At 59.5% G+C, this 17,072-nt stretch carries 14 protein-coding genes; 8 read left to right on the forward strand and 6 right to left on the reverse strand.

Annotated features, from left to right (window positions below; genetic code table 11):
• Positions 1 to 11: 11 nt before the first annotated feature.
• From ACIF4X_RS25750 to ACIF4X_RS25765, 4 genes are all read left to right on the forward strand, one after another.
• Positions 12 to 1,739: a J domain-containing protein gene (locus tag ACIF4X_RS25750; RefSeq protein ID WP_397484241.1), complete on the forward strand. Its 1,728-nt coding sequence runs from the start codon at positions 12 to 14 to the stop codon at positions 1,737 to 1,739.
• A 98-nt stretch (positions 1,740 to 1,837) separates the two neighbouring features.
• A complete protein-coding gene (gene acpA, locus ACIF4X_RS25755) occupies positions 1,838 to 3,532 on the forward strand; it encodes an acid phosphatase (RefSeq protein ID WP_397484242.1) in 1,695 nt (564 codons plus the stop codon).
• A 119-nt stretch (positions 3,533 to 3,651) separates the two neighbouring features.
• On the forward strand, positions 3,652 to 4,839 hold the full coding sequence (locus tag ACIF4X_RS25760; RefSeq protein WP_397484243.1) for a hypothetical protein: 1,188 nt from the start codon (positions 3,652 to 3,654) through the stop codon (positions 4,837 to 4,839).
• A gap of 180 nt (positions 4,840 to 5,019) precedes the next feature.
• Entirely contained in the window at positions 5,020 to 5,544 is a 525-nt protein-coding gene (locus ACIF4X_RS25765; protein ID WP_397484244.1) for an SET domain-containing protein-lysine N-methyltransferase, read from the forward strand.
• Positions 5,545 to 5,552: 8 nt separating this feature from the next.
• Here the strand turns inward: ACIF4X_RS25765 and can are convergent, their stop codons facing one another.
• Positions 5,553 to 6,197 (reverse strand): carbonate dehydratase, encoded by a 645-nt coding sequence (can, locus tag ACIF4X_RS25770; protein ID WP_064120416.1) that lies wholly within the window; start codon positions 6,195 to 6,197, stop codon positions 5,553 to 5,555.
• 141 nt (positions 6,198 to 6,338) lie between these two features.
• Here can and ACIF4X_RS25775 point away from each other — a divergent pair, with 141 nt between their 5' ends.
• Entirely contained in the window at positions 6,339 to 6,743 is a 405-nt protein-coding gene (locus ACIF4X_RS25775; RefSeq protein WP_397484245.1) for a serine kinase/phosphatase, read from the forward strand.
• Between the two features lie 104 nt (positions 6,744 to 6,847).
• On the opposite strand, the gene rimI is transcribed toward ACIF4X_RS25775, so the two are convergent.
• Together rimI and ACIF4X_RS25785 are read right to left on the reverse strand one after the other, a co-directional pair.
• A complete protein-coding gene (gene rimI, locus ACIF4X_RS25780) occupies positions 6,848 to 7,300 on the reverse strand; it encodes a ribosomal protein S18-alanine N-acetyltransferase (protein ID WP_007912963.1) in 453 nt (150 codons plus the stop codon).
• Positions 7,293 to 8,039: an energy transducer TonB gene (locus ACIF4X_RS25785; RefSeq protein ID WP_397484252.1), complete on the reverse strand. Its 747-nt coding sequence runs from the start codon at positions 8,037 to 8,039 to the stop codon at positions 7,293 to 7,295. The genes rimI and ACIF4X_RS25785 overlap by 8 nt, the downstream gene beginning before the upstream one ends.
• A 232-nt stretch (positions 8,040 to 8,271) precedes the next feature.
• Here ACIF4X_RS25785 and mksB point away from each other — a divergent pair, with 232 nt between their 5' ends.
• Genes mksB through mksF form a run of 3 tightly spaced genes read left to right on the forward strand, consistent with a single transcriptional unit; the run spans position 8,272 to position 13,092 of the window.
• Positions 8,272 to 9,564 carry an Mks condensin complex protein MksB gene (gene mksB, locus ACIF4X_RS25790; RefSeq protein ID WP_397484247.1) on the forward strand — a complete coding sequence of 431 codons (1,293 nt, stop codon included), beginning with the start codon at positions 8,272 to 8,274 and terminating at the stop codon, positions 9,562 to 9,564.
• Positions 9,554 to 10,255, forward strand: a complete 702-nt coding sequence (gene mksE, locus ACIF4X_RS25795) for an Mks condensin complex protein MksE (RefSeq protein WP_397484248.1) — start codon at positions 9,554 to 9,556, stop codon at positions 10,253 to 10,255. The genes mksB and mksE overlap by 11 nt, the downstream gene beginning before the upstream one ends.
• Complete coding sequence (gene mksF, locus ACIF4X_RS25800; RefSeq protein ID WP_397484249.1) at positions 10,252 to 13,092, forward strand: Mks condensin complex protein MksF; 2,841 nt, start codon at positions 10,252 to 10,254, stop codon at positions 13,090 to 13,092. Before mksE ends, mksF begins: the two co-directional genes overlap by 4 nt.
• Positions 13,093 to 13,323: 231 nt before the next feature.
• Here the strand turns inward: mksF and ACIF4X_RS25805 are convergent, their stop codons facing one another.
• From ACIF4X_RS25805 to ACIF4X_RS25815, 3 genes are read right to left on the reverse strand one after another with little or no spacing between them, the layout of a single operon-like run.
• Entirely contained in the window at positions 13,324 to 15,627 is a 2,304-nt protein-coding gene (locus ACIF4X_RS25805; protein ID WP_397484250.1) for an intermembrane transport protein PqiB, read from the reverse strand.
• Complete coding sequence (locus ACIF4X_RS25810; RefSeq protein WP_160059432.1) at positions 15,620 to 16,243, reverse strand: paraquat-inducible protein A; 624 nt, start codon at positions 16,241 to 16,243, stop codon at positions 15,620 to 15,622. The genes ACIF4X_RS25805 and ACIF4X_RS25810 overlap by 8 nt, the downstream gene beginning before the upstream one ends.
• Entirely contained in the window at positions 16,230 to 16,889 is a 660-nt protein-coding gene (locus ACIF4X_RS25815; protein ID WP_397484251.1) for a paraquat-inducible protein A, read from the reverse strand. The genes ACIF4X_RS25810 and ACIF4X_RS25815 overlap by 14 nt, the downstream gene beginning before the upstream one ends.
• Between the last annotated feature and the right edge of the window lie 183 nt (positions 16,890 to 17,072).

The raw sequence follows: 17,072 nt of genomic DNA on the forward strand, positions 1-17,072 counted from the left end.
GGAGCCTGGCCATGGATTGCTGGTCGGTGCTGCACCTGCACGATGACGCGCAAGCCCGCGACATCAAACGCGCGTATGCGCGCCTGCTGAAAACCTTCCGCCCCGATGAGGATGCCGAAGGGTTCCAGCGCTTGCGCGAAGCCTACGAACAGGCGCTGGCGATTGCCCGGTGGCGCCTTGAAAACGCCGAGCCTGCGGACGAAGAAGACGTCGCCGTGGCCACGGCGTCCAGCGCCTTTGCCGCGCTGGCGTCCGATGCTGTGCTGGCAAACAAACACAGCCACCTGCAAAACCAGCCGTGGGATTTTTCCGCCCTCGACGTTCCACCCGTCGGCCCTGCCCCCCCCGAGCCTTTTGCGCCGCTGGCGAAGGATGATGTTCTGCGTGTCGAGCCACTGACGGCGGCCCCGGACACAGAAGCGTATGCGCTCGAAGCGCAGGCCGCACGGCCACTGCTTGAGGGGCTATCGCCAGAAAATCTCGACGAGCGTTGGAATCAGGCGCAACAGCAAGGCTGCGCCAAGGCCTTCGAAAGGCTGTTGCTGCAACGGTGTTTTGACCAGCCACATCTGCGCAGCCCAGTGCTGCACTGGGCCGTCGAGCAACTGGGATGGTTGGGGCCGTGGCAGGACGTGCTGATCAATGATCATCAGCGTGACCGGCTCGCCGAAAGCCTGATGGCCGATTACCGAAACGCCTTGCAGGCGCTGCTCGAAAGCCAGAGCGAACGCGAATTCCTCAACGTGCTCAAACGCTACAGTGCTCAGCCCTGGCTGCAGGTATTCGATCGCCGCGAACAATGGCAGCAAACCCTGCTGCACTTGCTCAATGACACTGAGTGGAGCGTGCCGCTGTTCGACCGCATCGGTCAACTGTTCGGCTGGGATCACAACAAAGGCCTGCACCCGCAACCGGACTGGCTCTGGGACACCTTGATCGAACGCTGCGATCAGGAAAGTTTCTACGACAATCTGCGGGGCAAGGCGGAAAGTGACCGCACGTGGGCGGCCGACGTTCAGGCCGCGCATCTGTTGATCAATCCGCTCAAGCCCCTGCAGCAGAAGAAGATCATCGACGGCTTTGGTCAGAATGAATGGCAGGCCTGCCATGACTTGTCGGAAAAGCTTACTTGGCGCTTCCCCGAGCTGCTCGCACGTTTGCCCTATGCCGATGTTTTTTACTGGCGACGGTTCTTTCCACGGCCCATCGCCGCCGAGACCTGGGTACGGGTATGGGCGGCAATTGCCTTGGCGTTGTGCCTGTTCTATCTGGGTATTGAGAAAAGGGATGCCGCCAATCTCATCTTCATTCCGATGATCTTTGCCTGCGTACCGGTATGGTTTTTTCGCTTTGCATTGAGTTGGTGGGTGGTGCTCACGGCCCACGTGATCGTGCCGGATCTGTGGCTCACCGAGGGACTGATTCCGCGCAAATGGAACCCTGACACGCGCTGGCTGGTGATACGCCACGGGGTTCCGCAGGTGGTGATGCTGCTGTTGTTTTCGCTGATGCTCGGGCCGCTGGGCGCGCTCACTTATGTAGGCACGCTCCTGATCGGGCTGGTGCACAAACGCCGTATCGGTTCGCTCGATCCGGAACTGAGCAGCCGCCACCCTTGGCTGACCGCATTGCATTGGGCGCACTTCAGTCCGCTGCAATTGCTGTTTCTGGTGATCATGACCGCCGTAACAGCGGCGAGCAGGCTCGGCTATTCGCTCACCCAGCTCATGCCCGGCTAGGAGCGCAACGACAAAACGCTCTGTCACCCAACCGTCACATTGCCTTGCTAGCGTCCGCCCGAAACATACTGAAACAATTAAGCAAAACGGGCTGAACGATGAAAGACGACACAGACGGCACTGATGCATCCGCATCCAATCACCCCACCGACACCAGTCGCCGCCGCTTTCTCGGCGGCGTCGCGGTACTAGGTGTCGGTGCCACGCTGGCCGGGTGTGGCAGCGCCAGCGATCAACCGGGCAAACCGACCGAACGCCCGCTGACGCCCACCGAGCTGGACAAAGCCCTGCGCGATCAGGTGAAAACCGTGGTGGTGATCTACGCCGAGAACCGCAGCTTCAATAACCTGTTCGGTGATTTCCCCGGTGTCGAAAAACCGCTGGCAGCGCTCAAGCCCGGCGACTATCAACAACGTGACCGCGACGGCTCGCTGCTGCAAACCCTGCCGCCCGTCTGGGGTGGCGTGCTGCAGATCGGCCCGCAAACCCTCGATGGCGTAACCTACCCCAGCGCCACGCAGTTTCAGGAAAACCTGCCCAATGCACCGTTCGCTCTCAAAGGCCCGAACGCTGAAGATTTGCCGTTCGGTCTGGTGACCCGCGACTTGTGGCACGTGTTCTATCAAAACCAGATGCAGATCAATGGCGGCAAGAACGACGGCTTCGTCGCCTGGGCCGACTCCGGCGGTTTGACCATGGGCCATTACGCGCAGAGCCGTTATTCCCTGCGGCTGTGGGACGTCGCTCAGGAGTTCGTGCTGTGCGACAACTTTTTTCAGGGCGCCTTCGGTGGCTCGTTCCTCAATCATCAATACCTGATCAGCGCCACCGCGCCGTTCTATCCGGACGTTGCCAATTCCGTGGCCAAATCACAGATTGCCGCGCTACAAAGCGATGATCCGGCCGATCCGCGTCTCCAGCCGCTGGCCGCATCGCCGGCCAGCGCCATGACCGGCCCGCCGCAGTTCGGCCCGAGTGCGCTGACCCCGGATGGCTTCGGCGTCAATACTCTTGCTCCGCCCTACTGGCCCACCTGGATTCGCGACCCCGAGCGTCCGGCATATTCCAAAGCGGATCTGCCCAACGTCATGGTGCCGCAGACCCACGAACACATCGGCGACAAGCTGTCGAAAAAGAACATTGATTGGGCGTGGTATGCCGGTGCGTGGCAGGCGACGCTGGATCAGTACAAGGATTCCGGCGGCATCCCGAAGATTCCGAATTTCCAGTATCACCATCAGCCGTTCAACTACTTCAAACAGCAAGGCCCGGAGCACCCCGACGAGCGCAGTAAACGCCTGCGCGATGCCGGCCTGGGGGATGAGTCGAGCAGCAACAAATTCTTCGCCGATGCCGAAGCCGGCAAGCTGCCGGCGGTGAGTTTCTACAAACCTCAGGGCAACCTGAACATGCACGCTGGCTACGCCGACGTCGCCTCCGGGGATCGGCACATCGTGCGTGCGTTGAAAGTGCTGCGCGAAAGTCCGCAATGGAAAAACATGGTGGTCATCGTCACAGTCGACGAGAACGGCGGCTGGTGGGATCACGTCGCCCCGCCCAAGGGCGACCGCTGGGGTCCTGGGTCACGCGTGCCGGCGCTGGTGGTGTCGCCATTCGCGCGCAAAGGCACGGTGGATCACACGGTCTACGACACCGCGTCGATCCTGCGGCTGATCACCCGTGTCTTCCAGTTGGAGACCCTTGACGGCCTCAAACAACGGGACGATGCGATGATTGCCCGGGGTCAGAAACCCATGGGCGATTTGACCAACGCCCTGCATTTTCCAGTCTGAAAATGAGCCCTGCGAGTTTGCGCAAAAATCTACCGATGACGGCTTCTCTGGCAAACGCGACTGATCCACTATGAGCCGCCCCCGACACGCGGGGAACCCACGCTGAAAAGGATCTGAGCATGTTCAAACTCGCAGGACTAACCTCCCTGACACTGGCCGTCGCCGCGCTCACGCTGAGCGCGACCGTCCACGCCGATGTCGATCTGAAACTGGGCAGCACCGAACGCGTCACCCGCCTCTTCGCTTATCCCAACAACTGCAACGTCATCTGCTTCCGCAACTGGACGCTGGAACAGACCGTCGCCCATTACTTGAGCCAGAGCGTGCAACGCGATGGTTATGCCGATGCCAAGGTGCTGGTAAAAACCGACAACGGTCAGCTCTACGCCGAAATCACCGGCGTGCCGAAGGATTACGACAAACCCCTGTCGGCGCTGCTGGACGCGGGAGATCTGGCCTACACCGGCGCCAGCAAGCTCAACGCCGACGGCAAGTGGGCCTACAGCTGGTATCTGTTCCTGCCGTTGGGTATGGCGTTGGAAAACCGCAAAAGCGTCGAGTTGCTGCACTTCCCGCCGGATTACTCGCTGACCCAGGCACAGGATTATCTGCGTTCGAACACCACCGATCGCTGGGCCACGCTGCTGACGGACAACGGCATTCCTGCCGAGCAGACGCCGGCTTATCAAACCATCATCGACATTGCCCCGATTGCTGCGCCGTCCAATGCCGGCAGCGACCTGGAAGGCGTGTATGACTATTTCAAGGACTACCAGACCACGCTGGTCAAACAGTTCAGCCAGACCGCCAGCGGCACGACGCTGCCGATGGTCGCGTTCGGCGCGCCGGTGCGTAACTGGATCAAGCAGCAATACGGGCCGACCGTGAATGTATTGGGTCTGGCGACCATCAGCCCGAGCGAAGGCGTGAAAGTGCCGGTGCTGGGTTCCAATCACCCGAGTTACATCTGGTACGCCGCCGACCCGAAGAGCTACACCGGCGACGATGCACAGGTGAAGGCTGATGCAGCAGGCCTGAAAGTCATGGGTCAGGATTTGAGTGCCGCCTGCTGGCAGGCAGGGATGGGCAGCAAACCGGGCAGCGATGCGCAGGCTACCCTCAGCAGTTGCACACAGACGTGGCAGGTCACGCAGAAAGTCAAAACCTGCGAGCTGTTCTACACCTCGATCCGCAACCTGACCCCGGAGCAAGCCAGCGCCAAGTGCGCAACCACTCCAGTCAAAGCACAACTGAAGCAACTGCAGGCGCCATTGCCAGCCGCCGCAATCCCCGCCCCGCACCTGTAATCGTTAAGCGTGGTTCCCGTGTCAGCCAATGCTGACGCGGGAAAGCGTCTAAATCGCCTGTCAGATCTGACAGTAGACCAGCTATACCTAATAGCAGAGGATTGGATCCAAATAACCACATTGCAGTAATGACAGGACGTCACTCCAAGGAAAGTCGCCTCTCAGGCGACAAGGATCGCAATGAATACCCACGTCATGGCGCAACCTGCACCACGCGACAGCAAAGGCATTTATCCTTTCGCCGGCCTGCCCGTGCGCCTCGGGTTCCCCTCCAGCAGCGATTACGAAATCGTTCAGGACGCCTATGGCACCCCAACGGGGGTCGGGGCGCGCCGTGAGTTTTCGCAAAACCGGCGGATGTGCAGGTTTTCAGGCCAGCTGTTGCCCTATCGCTGCCGCCAGACCCGACAACTGCTGACGGGCATTCACCTCTACGACCCGCGCTTTTGCGGATTGATCGAACATGCCTGTGATCCCAACGTGTTTCTCGACATGAGCGAATTGTGGCTGTGGGCTTTGAAAGATATCCACAGCGGCGAACGCCTGACCATGGATTACGCCGCCACCGAAGACAAACTGCTCCATCAGTTCGCCTGCGGTTGCGGTTCGCCGCGTTGCCGAGGGTGGATCACCGGCTACAACGAACCACCCAGCCTGGAAGGTCATCACTTCCTGCAGTGCTGGCGGCATTCCGGCCTGCGCTGAAAGGTGAGTTACACCGCGCCAACCGGACGCAGACGATACTGCGGCGGCAATTGCTCGAAACCACTGATGGTGGTGTTCAGACTTTTCCAGCGGCCATCCTTGATGCCGTAGATGCAACCGTGGATCGACAGGCTCTGCCCGCGATGCCAGGCGTTCTGGATGATGCTGGTGTGCGCGACGTTGGCCACTTGCTGAATAACGTTGAGTTCGCACATCCGATCAACCTGCTCTTCTTCGGTCGGCAGCTTGGCCAGTTCTTCGCGCTTTTCGTAGTACAGATCGCGAATCGAACGCAGCCAGCCATCAATCAGGCCGAACTGACGATCCTGCATCGACGCGCGCACACCGCCACAACCGTAGTGGCCGGTAACGAGGATGTGTTTGACCTTGAGCACGTCAACCGCGTACTGGATCACCGACAGGCAGTTGAGGTCGGTGTGCAGCACCACGTTGGCGACGTTGCGGTGTACGAACAGATCGCCCGGCAGCATGCCGACGATCTCGTTGGCCGGTACGCGCGCATCCGAGCAACCGATCCACAGATATTCCGGCGTTTGCTGACGCGCCAGTTTGGCGAAGAAATCCGGGTCTTCCTTGGTGATCGCGTCAGCCCAACGCTCGTTGTTATCAATCAGGTCTTGTAAGTCATGCATGCTGTAAGGCCTCAAGAAAGATGCGCTGGTATGACAGACGACCGCCCGTCGGGGTCACGCCGCCACCGCAAGTGATTTCATTGGAATTCTCGTGTGCCTGGTGAGTCCACCTAAGTAAGGCCCACAGTATGAGGAATTGCCATGACTGATTCACGACGTCCCTACGATGCGGTGCAACCAGAACCCATTGATGATAACGAAGACCGAATGGGCTCGGTGCATGAGCTGGATTTCGATGAAGACGAACCCAGCGCGAAAATCGGTGATGAGATCCCGGAGCGCGAGCGCGAGCAGTTGATGCCCAATGAGCGCGTGCGTGAGGCGGGCATGACCGGAGCTTCAGTCAGTGATCATGAGCCGACTGACGATGACATGAGCCCGGAAACCCTGATTCATGAAGACGGTGCGCGGGATGCCGAAGAGGCTGGCCAAGGCAACCAGGCGGATTGGGATTTGAGCATCGTTGATGAAGATGACATCGGCGGTGGTAATGGGCTGGATGAGGCGGAGAAGGCGCGGCGTGATCCGCTGGATGGCAACCGCTAGCAGACGCGCCCCCCTGTAGCAGCTGCCGAAGGCTGCGATCTTTTGATCTTGGTCGTAACATCAAAAATCAAAAGATCGCAGCCTTCGGCAGCTCCTACAGGTCATCAGTCAACCAGGGTGCAGGCCATGACCACGGCATCTTCACGCCCGCCCACCGCCGGATAATAATCCCGACGCCGGCCAATCTCATTGAAGCCATAACGTTCATACAACTTGAACGCGCCCGTATTGCTGTCGCGCACTTCCAGAAAACATTCCCGCGCCGAAGCCGCATACGCCCGCGACATCAGATGTTCAAGCAACGTCAGCCCCAGCCCGCGCCCCTGATTTTCCGGTTTGACGGTAATGTTGAGCAGGTGCGCCTCATCGAGAATGATCTGCACCACACCGTGGCCAACCTGCTGCTCACCTTCGAACATCAGCCAGATCTGGTACTTGCCCAGCCCATCAAGAAAAATCCCGCGAGTCCACGGATGGCTGTAAGCGGCATACTCGATTTTCAGCACGGTTTCCAGATCCGCCTCGGTCATCGGGCGGAACGATACGGCGTCACTCATTCGATTCTTTCCAGCGCGCCATCAGCCGACGCATGGCTTGCCACACAGCGGCCTTGCGCTGTGGCTCTTCCATTAACAATTCCAGACCTGGAATGGCCCAGGCCGAGCCCAGACCTTCGATCTGCAATTCACGATTGAACGCTTCGGCGTCCGCTTCACCGGCAAAACGCACCGCCGGCAGGCCGATCAGCCACAGGCAGGCACACGGTGCGGCTTCCATTTGCACGGAAAGAAATCCCTGCACGAAATCGCGCGCCGCGTCCGGGCCTTGATCCATGGTGCCGCGATTGAGCCACGGCCAACGCACCGGCTCGCCGACAATTTGCGGTGCATCCGGCAGACCGGCGGCGCGCAGCATGTCTTTCAACAGCAAATACGCTGGATCACGGCTCTGGAACGGTTCGCCTGTGGGTAACTCGACCAGTAGCAGGCAACGCCCGGCGCGAAGTAATTGCAAAGCGAAACGCGGTGGTGGCACCGGTGCCGGTCTGGCGACGACAGGCGTATCGTCAGCCTCTTCCACCGGTTTGGCGTTGGTTCGCGTGCTGGCCAGCGAAGGGCGCGGCACCTCGATCTTCGGCCGTTCACTCGGACGCGCGGTCGGTGCTACCGGAGCTTCGGCCTGCGGCGTGAGCACCCTCGGCGCTTCTACCTCGGGCTCGGGCATGTCCAGCAGCTCGGGCCGCGACGGTGCGGCGAAAGGCAATTCGGTGCGCGGCAGCCAGTTGACCACCTGCATGGCGTTCAAATAGGCGCGGCGGCGGGACTCGATTAGCAAGGGTCGGCCACTTGTGGATAACTGAAGTGCGCTGATTCTACCGCCGTTCGCTCAAGATCGCTTGCTGTTGATCGATAGCCTTTATCTAAGCTCTCTCCCTTAGAAAACTCGACAGCCCGTCCCGAGAGTGAATCGCATCCTTCGTGATGCAGTACAATCGCCGCTTTTCATTGCCAACCAGCCGGGCATTCCGATGATCGAACCCAAGCGCGTCTTGCGCGCCCTCGCTGAACACTGGGCACTGCTTGAGCCGCTGTGTGAGCACTTCGACCAAGGCACATTGAGCCTTAACGAACTGCGCGCGCAACTGGCCGCCCAACAACTGGACAGCACACCACAGGACATCACCAGCCTGCTCGACGTGTGGATTCGCCTCGATATTCTGATTCCAGTGGCGAAAAGCCCGAACCGTTTCGAGTTGAATGCGCAGATTCACGATTTCCTCGCTTACTTGCGCCGTGAACACCGCTTGGGCCTGTGCCTGGAAATCGAAGCCTATCTGCGCCACCTCGAGCGTCTGGCTGGCTACATCCAGGACGCGTTCGACATCCGCGACGGCCACGACCTCGCCCGCCAGTTGCGCTTGCTCGACATGCGCGTGCGCGACGTACTGAAGAAGCTCGACAACGACGAACAGGCGCTGGTGGCTGTGGCCGAACGCGCCAAGACCAGCGATCGGCAGATTCCGCTGCGTCAGCGTTACGCCGAAGTGTTGGCGACGTGGGACGAATACGTCGAGCCGATGATCGATCTGGTGAACGCCGACGGCGCCTTCGAACAAGGCGTGCGCAAGGTCGAAACCGTGCTGCTGAAAATGCTCAGCGAGCAACAGCGCCTCGGCCATCTGGTTGACGATGACATGCTCCTGCGCACCCACGCGCGCATCCTCGAAATGCAGACCAGCGCCCAACTGACTTTGCGTCATGCCCGCGAACTGCTGCTGCCGCTGCGTGAAGAAGCGCGCCGGCACAATGCCGTGACCCGTGGTGCCGCGCTGGCCCTGGCGGCGATTCGCCGTAAAGGCATCGATGCCGTGCCGCAAGCGGCGATGCCGCTGTTCACCCGTCCGCAAAGCACCTTCCTCGGCAGCGCCAGTCAGGTCGAAGCCTACGTGTATGCGTTGGCGCGTTTCGAGCCGAAACCGGCGCGCTTCCCCAAGGCGCACAAAACGCAGAAAGGCGAAGCTCCACGCGCCCCGCGCACTGTGCGCGAGATGGTCGACCGTTGCGAAGAGTCCCTGCCGATGCCGGATCTGATGACCTGGCTGCTGGAACAGGAACCGGACGGCGCTACCGACGAATTGCTCTACTGGTTCTCTCGTCTGTCGCGGGAAAAACGCTTCAAGCGTGAGCGTCTGGAACGCCGCGAATATCACACTCATGAGCACCAGGTCAGCCTGCGCTCCTTCGCCCTGCTCTCGGCCAGCGACAACGCCGCCGAGGATTCTGCGAGCGCCCTCTCTGCAGGTACTTCAAATGCAACTTGATCTTTCCGAACTGTCGCAACTCGCACCGATTTTCCGCGAGTTGTTCAAGGGGTACCACGTCAGCCGCCGCGACCCGGAGCTGTACGCGCAACTGTCGAACTTCCAGGATCAGTACCGCACGCTGTTCAAGGCGCTGGGGTTTGAACTGGTCTGCGACACCCGTGGTTTCTACTACTTCGTGCCGGACATGGCCGCTGCGGCGGTGAACAAGACTGCGCAGCGTCTGGCGCTGTTCACCTTCATCCTCGTCGAGCATCTGGCCGATCAGGGCCGCGACCCGATCGCCGTGCTCGATGGTGGCAGCCTCGGTCGCGAAGAGCTGCCGTCGCTGCTGGAGAAATACCGCGACCTGTTCATTCAGGCCGAAGTGCAGACCGTGGAAGAACTCGAAGAAAAGATCATGCGCCGCATGACTCAACTCGGTTTCGCCAGCGAAGAAAACGGCGTGTATCGCTTCCTGCCGCCGATGCACCGTTTCCTCGATGTGTGCCTGTCGGTGCAGCAGGACCGCGATCTGGCGGCCAGCGTGCACAGCGTATTGCCGCTGCCAGCACCGGTGCTGATCGACGAAGCGGCGGAAGCCAAATTCCTCGAAACCGACGATCCGCTCGATCTCACCGAATTCGATGAAGAAAGCGAAGAAGACGCACTGGCCCGCGCCATTGCCGAAGAACAGGAGTCCGACGCATGAGCCAGGAACGCTACGGCATCCGCCGCTTTGCCCTTTTGAACACCGCCGGTTACAGCCTCGGCCTGTTCCCGCTGGAAGAACCGTTGTCGGTTTACGGCGCGAACAACCTCGGTAAATCGGCGTCGATCAACGCCTTGCAGTTCCCGATTCTGGCGCGCATGTCGGACATGAGTTTCGGCAAGTACAGCCTCGAACAATCGCGGCGCTTCTACTTCGCTTCCGACACCAGCTACATCCTCGTCGAAGTCAATCTGCCCCACGGCCCGCACGTGATTGGCGTGGTCGGGCGCGGCCCGGGCGGTGGTTTCGGTCACCAGTTCTTCGCCTACGCCGGCAAGCTCGATCTGGCGCATTACCAGAAGAACGACACCTGCCTGCGTCAGAAAGAGCTGTTCAGCAACCTTGAGAAAGAAGGCCTGAAAGCCTACGAACTCAAGCCGGATGAGCTGCGTCGTTTGCTGGTGGGCGGTCACACGTCGATCCCGCTCGACCTGACGCTGATCCCGCTGCGCTCCACCAGCGAGCAGAGCCTGAAGACCTTCCGCGCATTGTTCATCAACCTGCTGCACATGCGCGAAATCACTGCGGCCAAGTTGAAGCAGTTGTTCCTCGATGCCTTCGAACACAGCCTGCGTTCCGGCAGCGTCGATTACATCGCCGCGTGCGAAGAAGCCTTCCGTGACGTGCGCCGGATGGAACAGGACTACAACTCGCTGGTCGCTGCCGGCCCCTTGGTTGAAGCCTTGGCCAACGGTGTGAAACAGCGCGATGTATTGCGCGGCAAACTGCATCGCCTGTCGCCACTGCTCGATTCGTTGCTCGGCACCTGGTCGGACTACGCCAGTGCGCGCAAGGAAGAGCTGACGATTCAGGCCGACCACTACCGTGGTGAGCAGGACAGTCTGCAAAACGATCAGCGCGGTGGCACTCAGGAACTGATGCGTCTGGAGCGGGAAATTTCCGGCATCCAGCGCTGGCTCGGCGAATTGTCGGTACTGAAGAATCGCTTCGCGCTCGTCGATGACGTCAAAGTGCTTGAGCAACAGTTGCTCGCCGCCAAAGACGCGCACGACGAACTGGCCGGTGCCTTGGCGCAGTCCCGTCAGTTCAGCGCCGAAGATCTGGAAGAGCGCGTGCGCGATCTGGAAAAACGCCTGAAGTCGGTGAAGCAACAACTCGATCATGCCGACAACAACAGCTACGCCCGTCTGCGCGAGGAATTCTCGCAACAGGACGTCGAGCGTTTGATGCGTCTGTTCAACAGCGCACTGTTCAGCCTGCCGCTGGGCGAACACGGCATCACCCTCGACGACGACGGCGAATGGGTCAAATCGGTCGAGCTGATCCTTGATGGTTTCAAAGGCGAGCGCTTCGAAGTGCCGGGCCTGTCGATCGACATCTCACACATCGAACCGCCGGCCCTTCAGGCCTTGGCTGACCGCGCCGCGCTGCGCGATCAGAAAGAGCGTCTGGAAAAAGAGCTGAAACAGCTCAAGACCCAACAGGCCGTTGCTGCTGACCGCTCCGCGAGCAAGACCCAGACCGAAGCGCTGTACCAGCAAGTGCTGGATGCGCAGAAAGCCCTGGAAGATTTCCGCCGCACGCAGACCTTGAGCGCTGAAGAAGGCGACAAGCTCGAGCAATTGGCGCAGATGGAAGGCGCGCAGGACGAACTCAAGCGTTCCAGCGATGCGTTCACCGAACGTGTCCAGCAACTGTCGGCCAAGCTGCAATTGGTCGGCCGGCAGATCGCCGACATGGAAGCCAAGCAACGCACCCTGGATGATGCGCTGCGCCGTCGTCAGTTGCTGCCGGCGGATCTACCGTTCGGTACGCCGTTCATGGATCCGGTCGACGATTCGATGGACAACCTGCTGCCGCTGCTCAACGACTATCAGGACAGCTGGCAAGGCCTGCTGCGTGCCGATGGCCAGATCGAAGCGCTGTACGCGCAAGTGCGCCTCAAAGGCGTGGCCAAGTTCGACAGCGAAGACGACATGGAACGCCGCCTGTCGCTGCTGATCAATGCTTATGCGCACCGCACCGATGAAGCGCTGACGCTGGGCAAGGCGCGTCGTGCAGCGGTCACCGACATCGCCCGGACCCTGCGCAACATTCGCAGCGACTACGACAGCCTCGAGCACCAACTGGCGCTGTTCAACCGCGAGATCAACAAACGTCAGGTCTCCAACCTGCAGAGTTTCCGCATCGTCCTCGCGCCGAACAAGGAAGCGCTCAAGCACATCGACCAGATCATCCACAGCGCCGGTCAGTACGAGGAAGGCGAAACCCTGTCGGTGTTCGACCTCAGCCAAAGTGCCGAGCAGGACAACAAGAACGAAGAGGCCAAGGAGTACCTGGCGCGGCTGGTGGCGGCAAACCACAACCAGCTCGGCCTCAAGGACTTGTTCGAACTGGCGTTCGAAATCACCAAGGTCAATGGCCAGCCGGTGATCCACACCGACATCGATGGCGCGGCGTCCAACGGTACGACGATGACCATCAAAGCGCTGACCAACATGTATTTGTTGCTGCACTTGATGGATCGCGATCAGGCCGGTCGCGTACGTCTGCCGTACTACCTCGATGAAGCAGCGGACATCGACGAGAAGAACCAGGCCGCTCTGCTGGAAACCAGCCTGCAACTGGGCTTCGTGCCGATTCTGGCGAGTGTGAAGCCGCAGGTCTGCGCCAGTGTTGCGATCGACCTGGAAGGTGGCAGCGGCCCGGCGGGGATCTACATTGATGAGGCGGACTGGAAATACATCCGTCGCCATGATGTGGTGAAGGCTACGGTCAATGTTGCAGCGGATGAACCGGAGCTGGATGCGGTTTGATCGGCATTAACTGAAGGCAAAAAAAGGGCCGCGATCTGATGGGATCGCGGCCCTTTTTTATGGCTTGGAAGTTGTGCTGATTTTGCGGGCTTCATCGCTGGCAAGCCAGCTCCCACAGGTCTATTTGTCGTACACAAAATTTGTGTGCACCACCGACCACTGTGGGAGCTGCGGTGCGACGATTCGACTTGCCAGCGATGGCGTCCTTCCAGACGCCGAATAAGCTTGAGGCTACTTACCGAGCGAAATCTTCGGTGCCCACGTCAGCCACTCATCCTCAAACTTGTCGAACAGCGGGAACGTCTGCTCAGCCCGCGCCGGGTTGCCCATGCGCTCACCGTCCGGCGTGGCAAAGGCAATGCCGCCCTGAATCGCCGTCTCCAGCGACTCGGTGCGCACCGTCAGCCCGTTGAACAAACCGATATCAAACCCGACGCCACTGGTGTTCCAGAACCGGCTACCACTGCGCACTAACGGCGCATATTTCGGCTCGATCAGAATGTGCACCAACACACGATCCGCAGTCTGCCCCAGCTCGTACCCCGTCACCTTACCGACAGTAATTTCACGATAAGTCACCGGCACTCCGGGCTTCAGTGAACCACGACGGGCAGCGCTCAATACCAGACTCAGCCCCGCCTCTTGCTTGGTCACTTCCGGCGCATTGGCCAGTGCAACGAAGTTCTTCTGTGGGCCGAGGTTCTTCGCCGCCGGTTGCACTTCGATGTATTGCCCAGTGACGAGAGTTTCCAGATTGGCAGTCTTGATCAGCCCCAACTCAGGTTTTACCACCCAGAACTGACTACCAACCCGGGCGATCTTCTCCGGCACTTCGGTGATGCGCGCCGTGAGGATGACCGATTGCAGATCGTCAGTCAGATCGACACTTTCAATCTTGCCGACATCCAGGCCCTTGAAGCGAACCGGGGTGCCGCTGCGCAGACCATCAGCGCGATCGACCTTGATCGTGACTACGGCGCCCTTCTGATTGGCGTCATCATGGTTGGCGAACAAACGGAAACGCGGAATACGCTTCTGCAATGGAGCCTTGGCTTGCGGTGTCTCGAAGGCGATACCACCGGCCATCAGCGTCTGCAGCGATTCGCTCTTCACCTGAATGCCACCGGTCAGTCCGCCGGTCAACGTGATGCCACTGACATTCCAGAAGCGCGTCGAAGCGTTGACCAGGTTTTCGTATTCCTTCTCGATGTGAACACCGATCACCAGCTGCTTGCGGGTCTTGGAGAACTGATAGCTCTGCACCGAACCGACTTTGACCTGTTTATACAGAATCGGACTGCCAACATCGATCGAGCCAAGGACATCGGTGAACAACACCAGGTGCAGGCCCGGCGAACGCAGGTCCAGCGGCGGCGCTTTCGGCCGTGCCTCGAACTCGCGCTTCGGCGCAGCGCCCTTGTCACCCGGGCGCACGGCGATGTAGTTACCTTTCACCAAGGCTTCCAGACCAGTGATCCCAGCCAGAGAAATCGATGGCTTCACTACCCAGAACTGCGTGCCGTCAACCAGATAGTCTTCAGCCAATGGATCAAGGGTCAGTTCGGCTGTGGCGCTGTTCAGATCCGGATCGACCTTCAACGCTTTCAGGTTGCCGACTTGAATACCTTTGTACATCACCGGCGTGCGGCCAGCCTGCAGGCCCTCGAAGTCGCTGAGTTTGACCTTTACGCGGATCCCGGCAGCGGCAGCGTCGAAGTCCTCATAGAGACGGAACGGCAGGCTTGGATCGGTCGGCGGACTGTCCTTGCGATTTTCCGGCGTGGCGAAGGCGATGCCGCCGGCGACGATGCTGGCCAGCGATTCGCTGCGCACTTTCACGCCGGACAGGTTCGCGTCGATGCTGATGCCGCTGGCATTCCAGAAGCGTGTATGTTTGCGCACCAGTTTGGCGTAGGTCGGTTCGATGAAGACTTTGAGCTCAACGGTACTTTGGTCTTCCGAGAGCACGTAGCTTTTAATCTGGCCAACCTTGATCTGCTTGTAGAACACCGGACTGCCTCGGCTCAGTGAACCGAGACGATCAGCCTTGATGGTCAGGTGCAGACCCGGCTTGGCGTCGGACAGCGGCGGCTCCTCGGAGAGCGCCTTGAACTTGCGCACCGGCTCACCTTCGCCAGGACTGATGGCCACGTAGTTACCCGAAACCAGGGTTTCCAGACCGGTAATACCGGCCAGGGTCACGCTCGGTTTGACCAGCCAGAAACGCGTGCTGGTCTTGAGGTATTGCTCGACGTCTTTATTCATCTCGACGGTGGCAATCACGCCTTTGGAGTTGCCCTCATCGTCGAGCTTGAGCGCCTTGACCTTACCGACCGACATGCCTTTGTACATGACCTCGGTCTTATTGGCCTGGATGCCTTCACCACTCTCGAAGCGGATCTGAATTTCGATACCGGTTTCGGAATAGGCACGCCAGCCGAGCCAGCCACCGATGATCAGCGCAATCAGAGGCAGGACCCAGATGGCAGACCAGTTCGAGGCCGGTCGGGTTTTCGCTACGGGCAAATCAGTCATGGTCGTCGTCCGACTCCGTGTTATCCCAAATCAGTCGGGGATCGAAAGTTACTGCGGCGAGCATCGTCAGAATCACCACACTGGCGAAGGCGATGGCGCCAAGATTGGCTTCGACACTGGCAAGCCGGCCGAAGTTGACGACCGCCACGAGAATGGCGATCACAAAAATATCGAGCATCGACCAGCGACCAATGAACTCGATAAAACGGTACATCCAGATGCGCTGACGAGCTGACAACGGCTGGCGTCGTTGCACTGAGAAAAGCAGCAGCGCGATGCCGACCAGTTTGAAAGTCGGCACCAGAATACTGGCGATAAACACCACGGCGGCAATTGGGATCATGCCGTGTTGCACTAGCTGAATCACGCCGGACATGATGGTGCTCGGATCACCCTGCCCCAGAGAACTGACAGTCATGATCGGCAAGACATTCGCCGGAATATAGATAATCGCCGCCGTGATCAGCAGTGCCCAGGTGCGCACGAGGCTGTTCGGACGACGAGCGTGAACCAGCGCACCGCAGCGGGTGCAGGTTTGCTCGTCGGCGTCAGCTTCCTGTTTGTTCAATTCGTGGCATTCGGTACACACCAGAATGCCCGCATCAATCGCTCGCATGAGCGTCCTCTCCTGATAACGCCTGCCAGATCTGGTGCGGTGACATCACCACTTCCAGCCAGACCTGCACCAACAACAAACCGATGAAACACGCCAGACCCAGCCCCACGGTAATGGCGGCCATGTCCGCCAGTTTGACGATCGCCACCAATACGCCCATGAGGTAGACCTCAAGCATTCCCCAGTCTTTGAGGTGGTGATAGATGCGATAGAGCAGCAGACCGTAGCTGCGGCCGACGTTGAAACGAATCGTCAGTAAAACGAACAACTGGCACAGCAACTTGAGCAACGGTATGGCCATGCTGCACAGGAAGACGACAATCGAAACGCCCTGCATGTCGGTGTTGAACAGGCCGAGAACGCCGCTCCAGACCGTATCCTGCGAAGACTGCCCGAGGATATTGAGCTGCATGATGGGCAAAAAGTTTGCCGGGATGTACAACAATAACGCTGCAATCACCAAGGCAAGGCTGCGCTGCACCACGTTATGACGGTGAGCGTACAACTCGTAACCGCAGCGAGGACAGAGCGCTTTCTCGCCATGGGCAAGCGTTGGCTTGCGCATCAGCAGGTCGCACTCGTGACAGGCCACCAGGTCTTCCAGCGGTAAATCTGACAGCCCTGGGGCGTCAACCGACTCTGACATACGGGCTCTGGCTCCGAATAAGGTGGGGCTATTCTAGTGTTCTGATTCGAAAATAACTGTGCAAATTTGTTCGCTGTCGCGAGCAAAAAACTTTCCTGCGGACAAAACAAAACCCCAACTGCTTTCGCAATTGGGGTTTCGGAATTTAATCTTGACGATGACCTACTCTCACATGGGGAAACC

Origin of the sequence: Pseudomonas sp. NPDC085632 (assembly GCF_044541255.1) — a bacterium.
Taxonomy (GTDB): domain Bacteria; phylum Pseudomonadota; class Gammaproteobacteria; order Pseudomonadales; family Pseudomonadaceae; genus Aquipseudomonas.

What these genes read in the sequence shown, in the direction of transcription:
- ACIF4X_RS25750 (WP_397484241.1), top strand. Translation starts at nt 12, where the DNA reads ATGGATTGCTGGTCGGTGCTGCACCTGCACGATGACGCGCAAGCCCGC.
- acpA (WP_397484242.1), top strand. Translation starts at nt 1,838, where the DNA reads ATGAAAGACGACACAGACGGCACTGATGCATCCGCATCCAATCACCCC.
- ACIF4X_RS25760 (WP_397484243.1), top strand. Translation starts at nt 3,652, where the DNA reads ATGTTCAAACTCGCAGGACTAACCTCCCTGACACTGGCCGTCGCCGCG.
- ACIF4X_RS25765 (WP_397484244.1), top strand. Translation starts at nt 5,020, where the DNA reads ATGAATACCCACGTCATGGCGCAACCTGCACCACGCGACAGCAAAGGC.
- can (WP_064120416.1), bottom strand. Translation starts at nt 6,197, where the DNA reads ATGCATGACTTACAAGACCTGATTGATAACAACGAGCGTTGGGCTGAC.
- ACIF4X_RS25775 (WP_397484245.1), top strand. Translation starts at nt 6,339, where the DNA reads ATGACTGATTCACGACGTCCCTACGATGCGGTGCAACCAGAACCCATT.
- rimI (WP_007912963.1), bottom strand. Translation starts at nt 7,300, where the DNA reads ATGAGTGACGCCGTATCGTTCCGCCCGATGACCGAGGCGGATCTGGAA.
- ACIF4X_RS25785 (WP_397484252.1), bottom strand. Translation starts at nt 8,039, where the DNA reads ATGCAGGTGGTCAACTGGCTGCCGCGCACCGAATTGCCTTTCGCCGCA.
- mksB (WP_397484247.1), top strand. Translation starts at nt 8,272, where the DNA reads ATGATCGAACCCAAGCGCGTCTTGCGCGCCCTCGCTGAACACTGGGCA.
- mksE (WP_397484248.1), top strand. Translation starts at nt 9,554, where the DNA reads ATGCAACTTGATCTTTCCGAACTGTCGCAACTCGCACCGATTTTCCGC.
- mksF (WP_397484249.1), top strand. Translation starts at nt 10,252, where the DNA reads ATGAGCCAGGAACGCTACGGCATCCGCCGCTTTGCCCTTTTGAACACC.
- ACIF4X_RS25805 (WP_397484250.1), bottom strand. Translation starts at nt 15,627, where the DNA reads ATGACTGATTTGCCCGTAGCGAAAACCCGACCGGCCTCGAACTGGTCT.
- ACIF4X_RS25810 (WP_160059432.1), bottom strand. Translation starts at nt 16,243, where the DNA reads ATGCGAGCGATTGATGCGGGCATTCTGGTGTGTACCGAATGCCACGAA.
- ACIF4X_RS25815 (WP_397484251.1), bottom strand. Translation starts at nt 16,889, where the DNA reads ATGTCAGAGTCGGTTGACGCCCCAGGGCTGTCAGATTTACCGCTGGAA.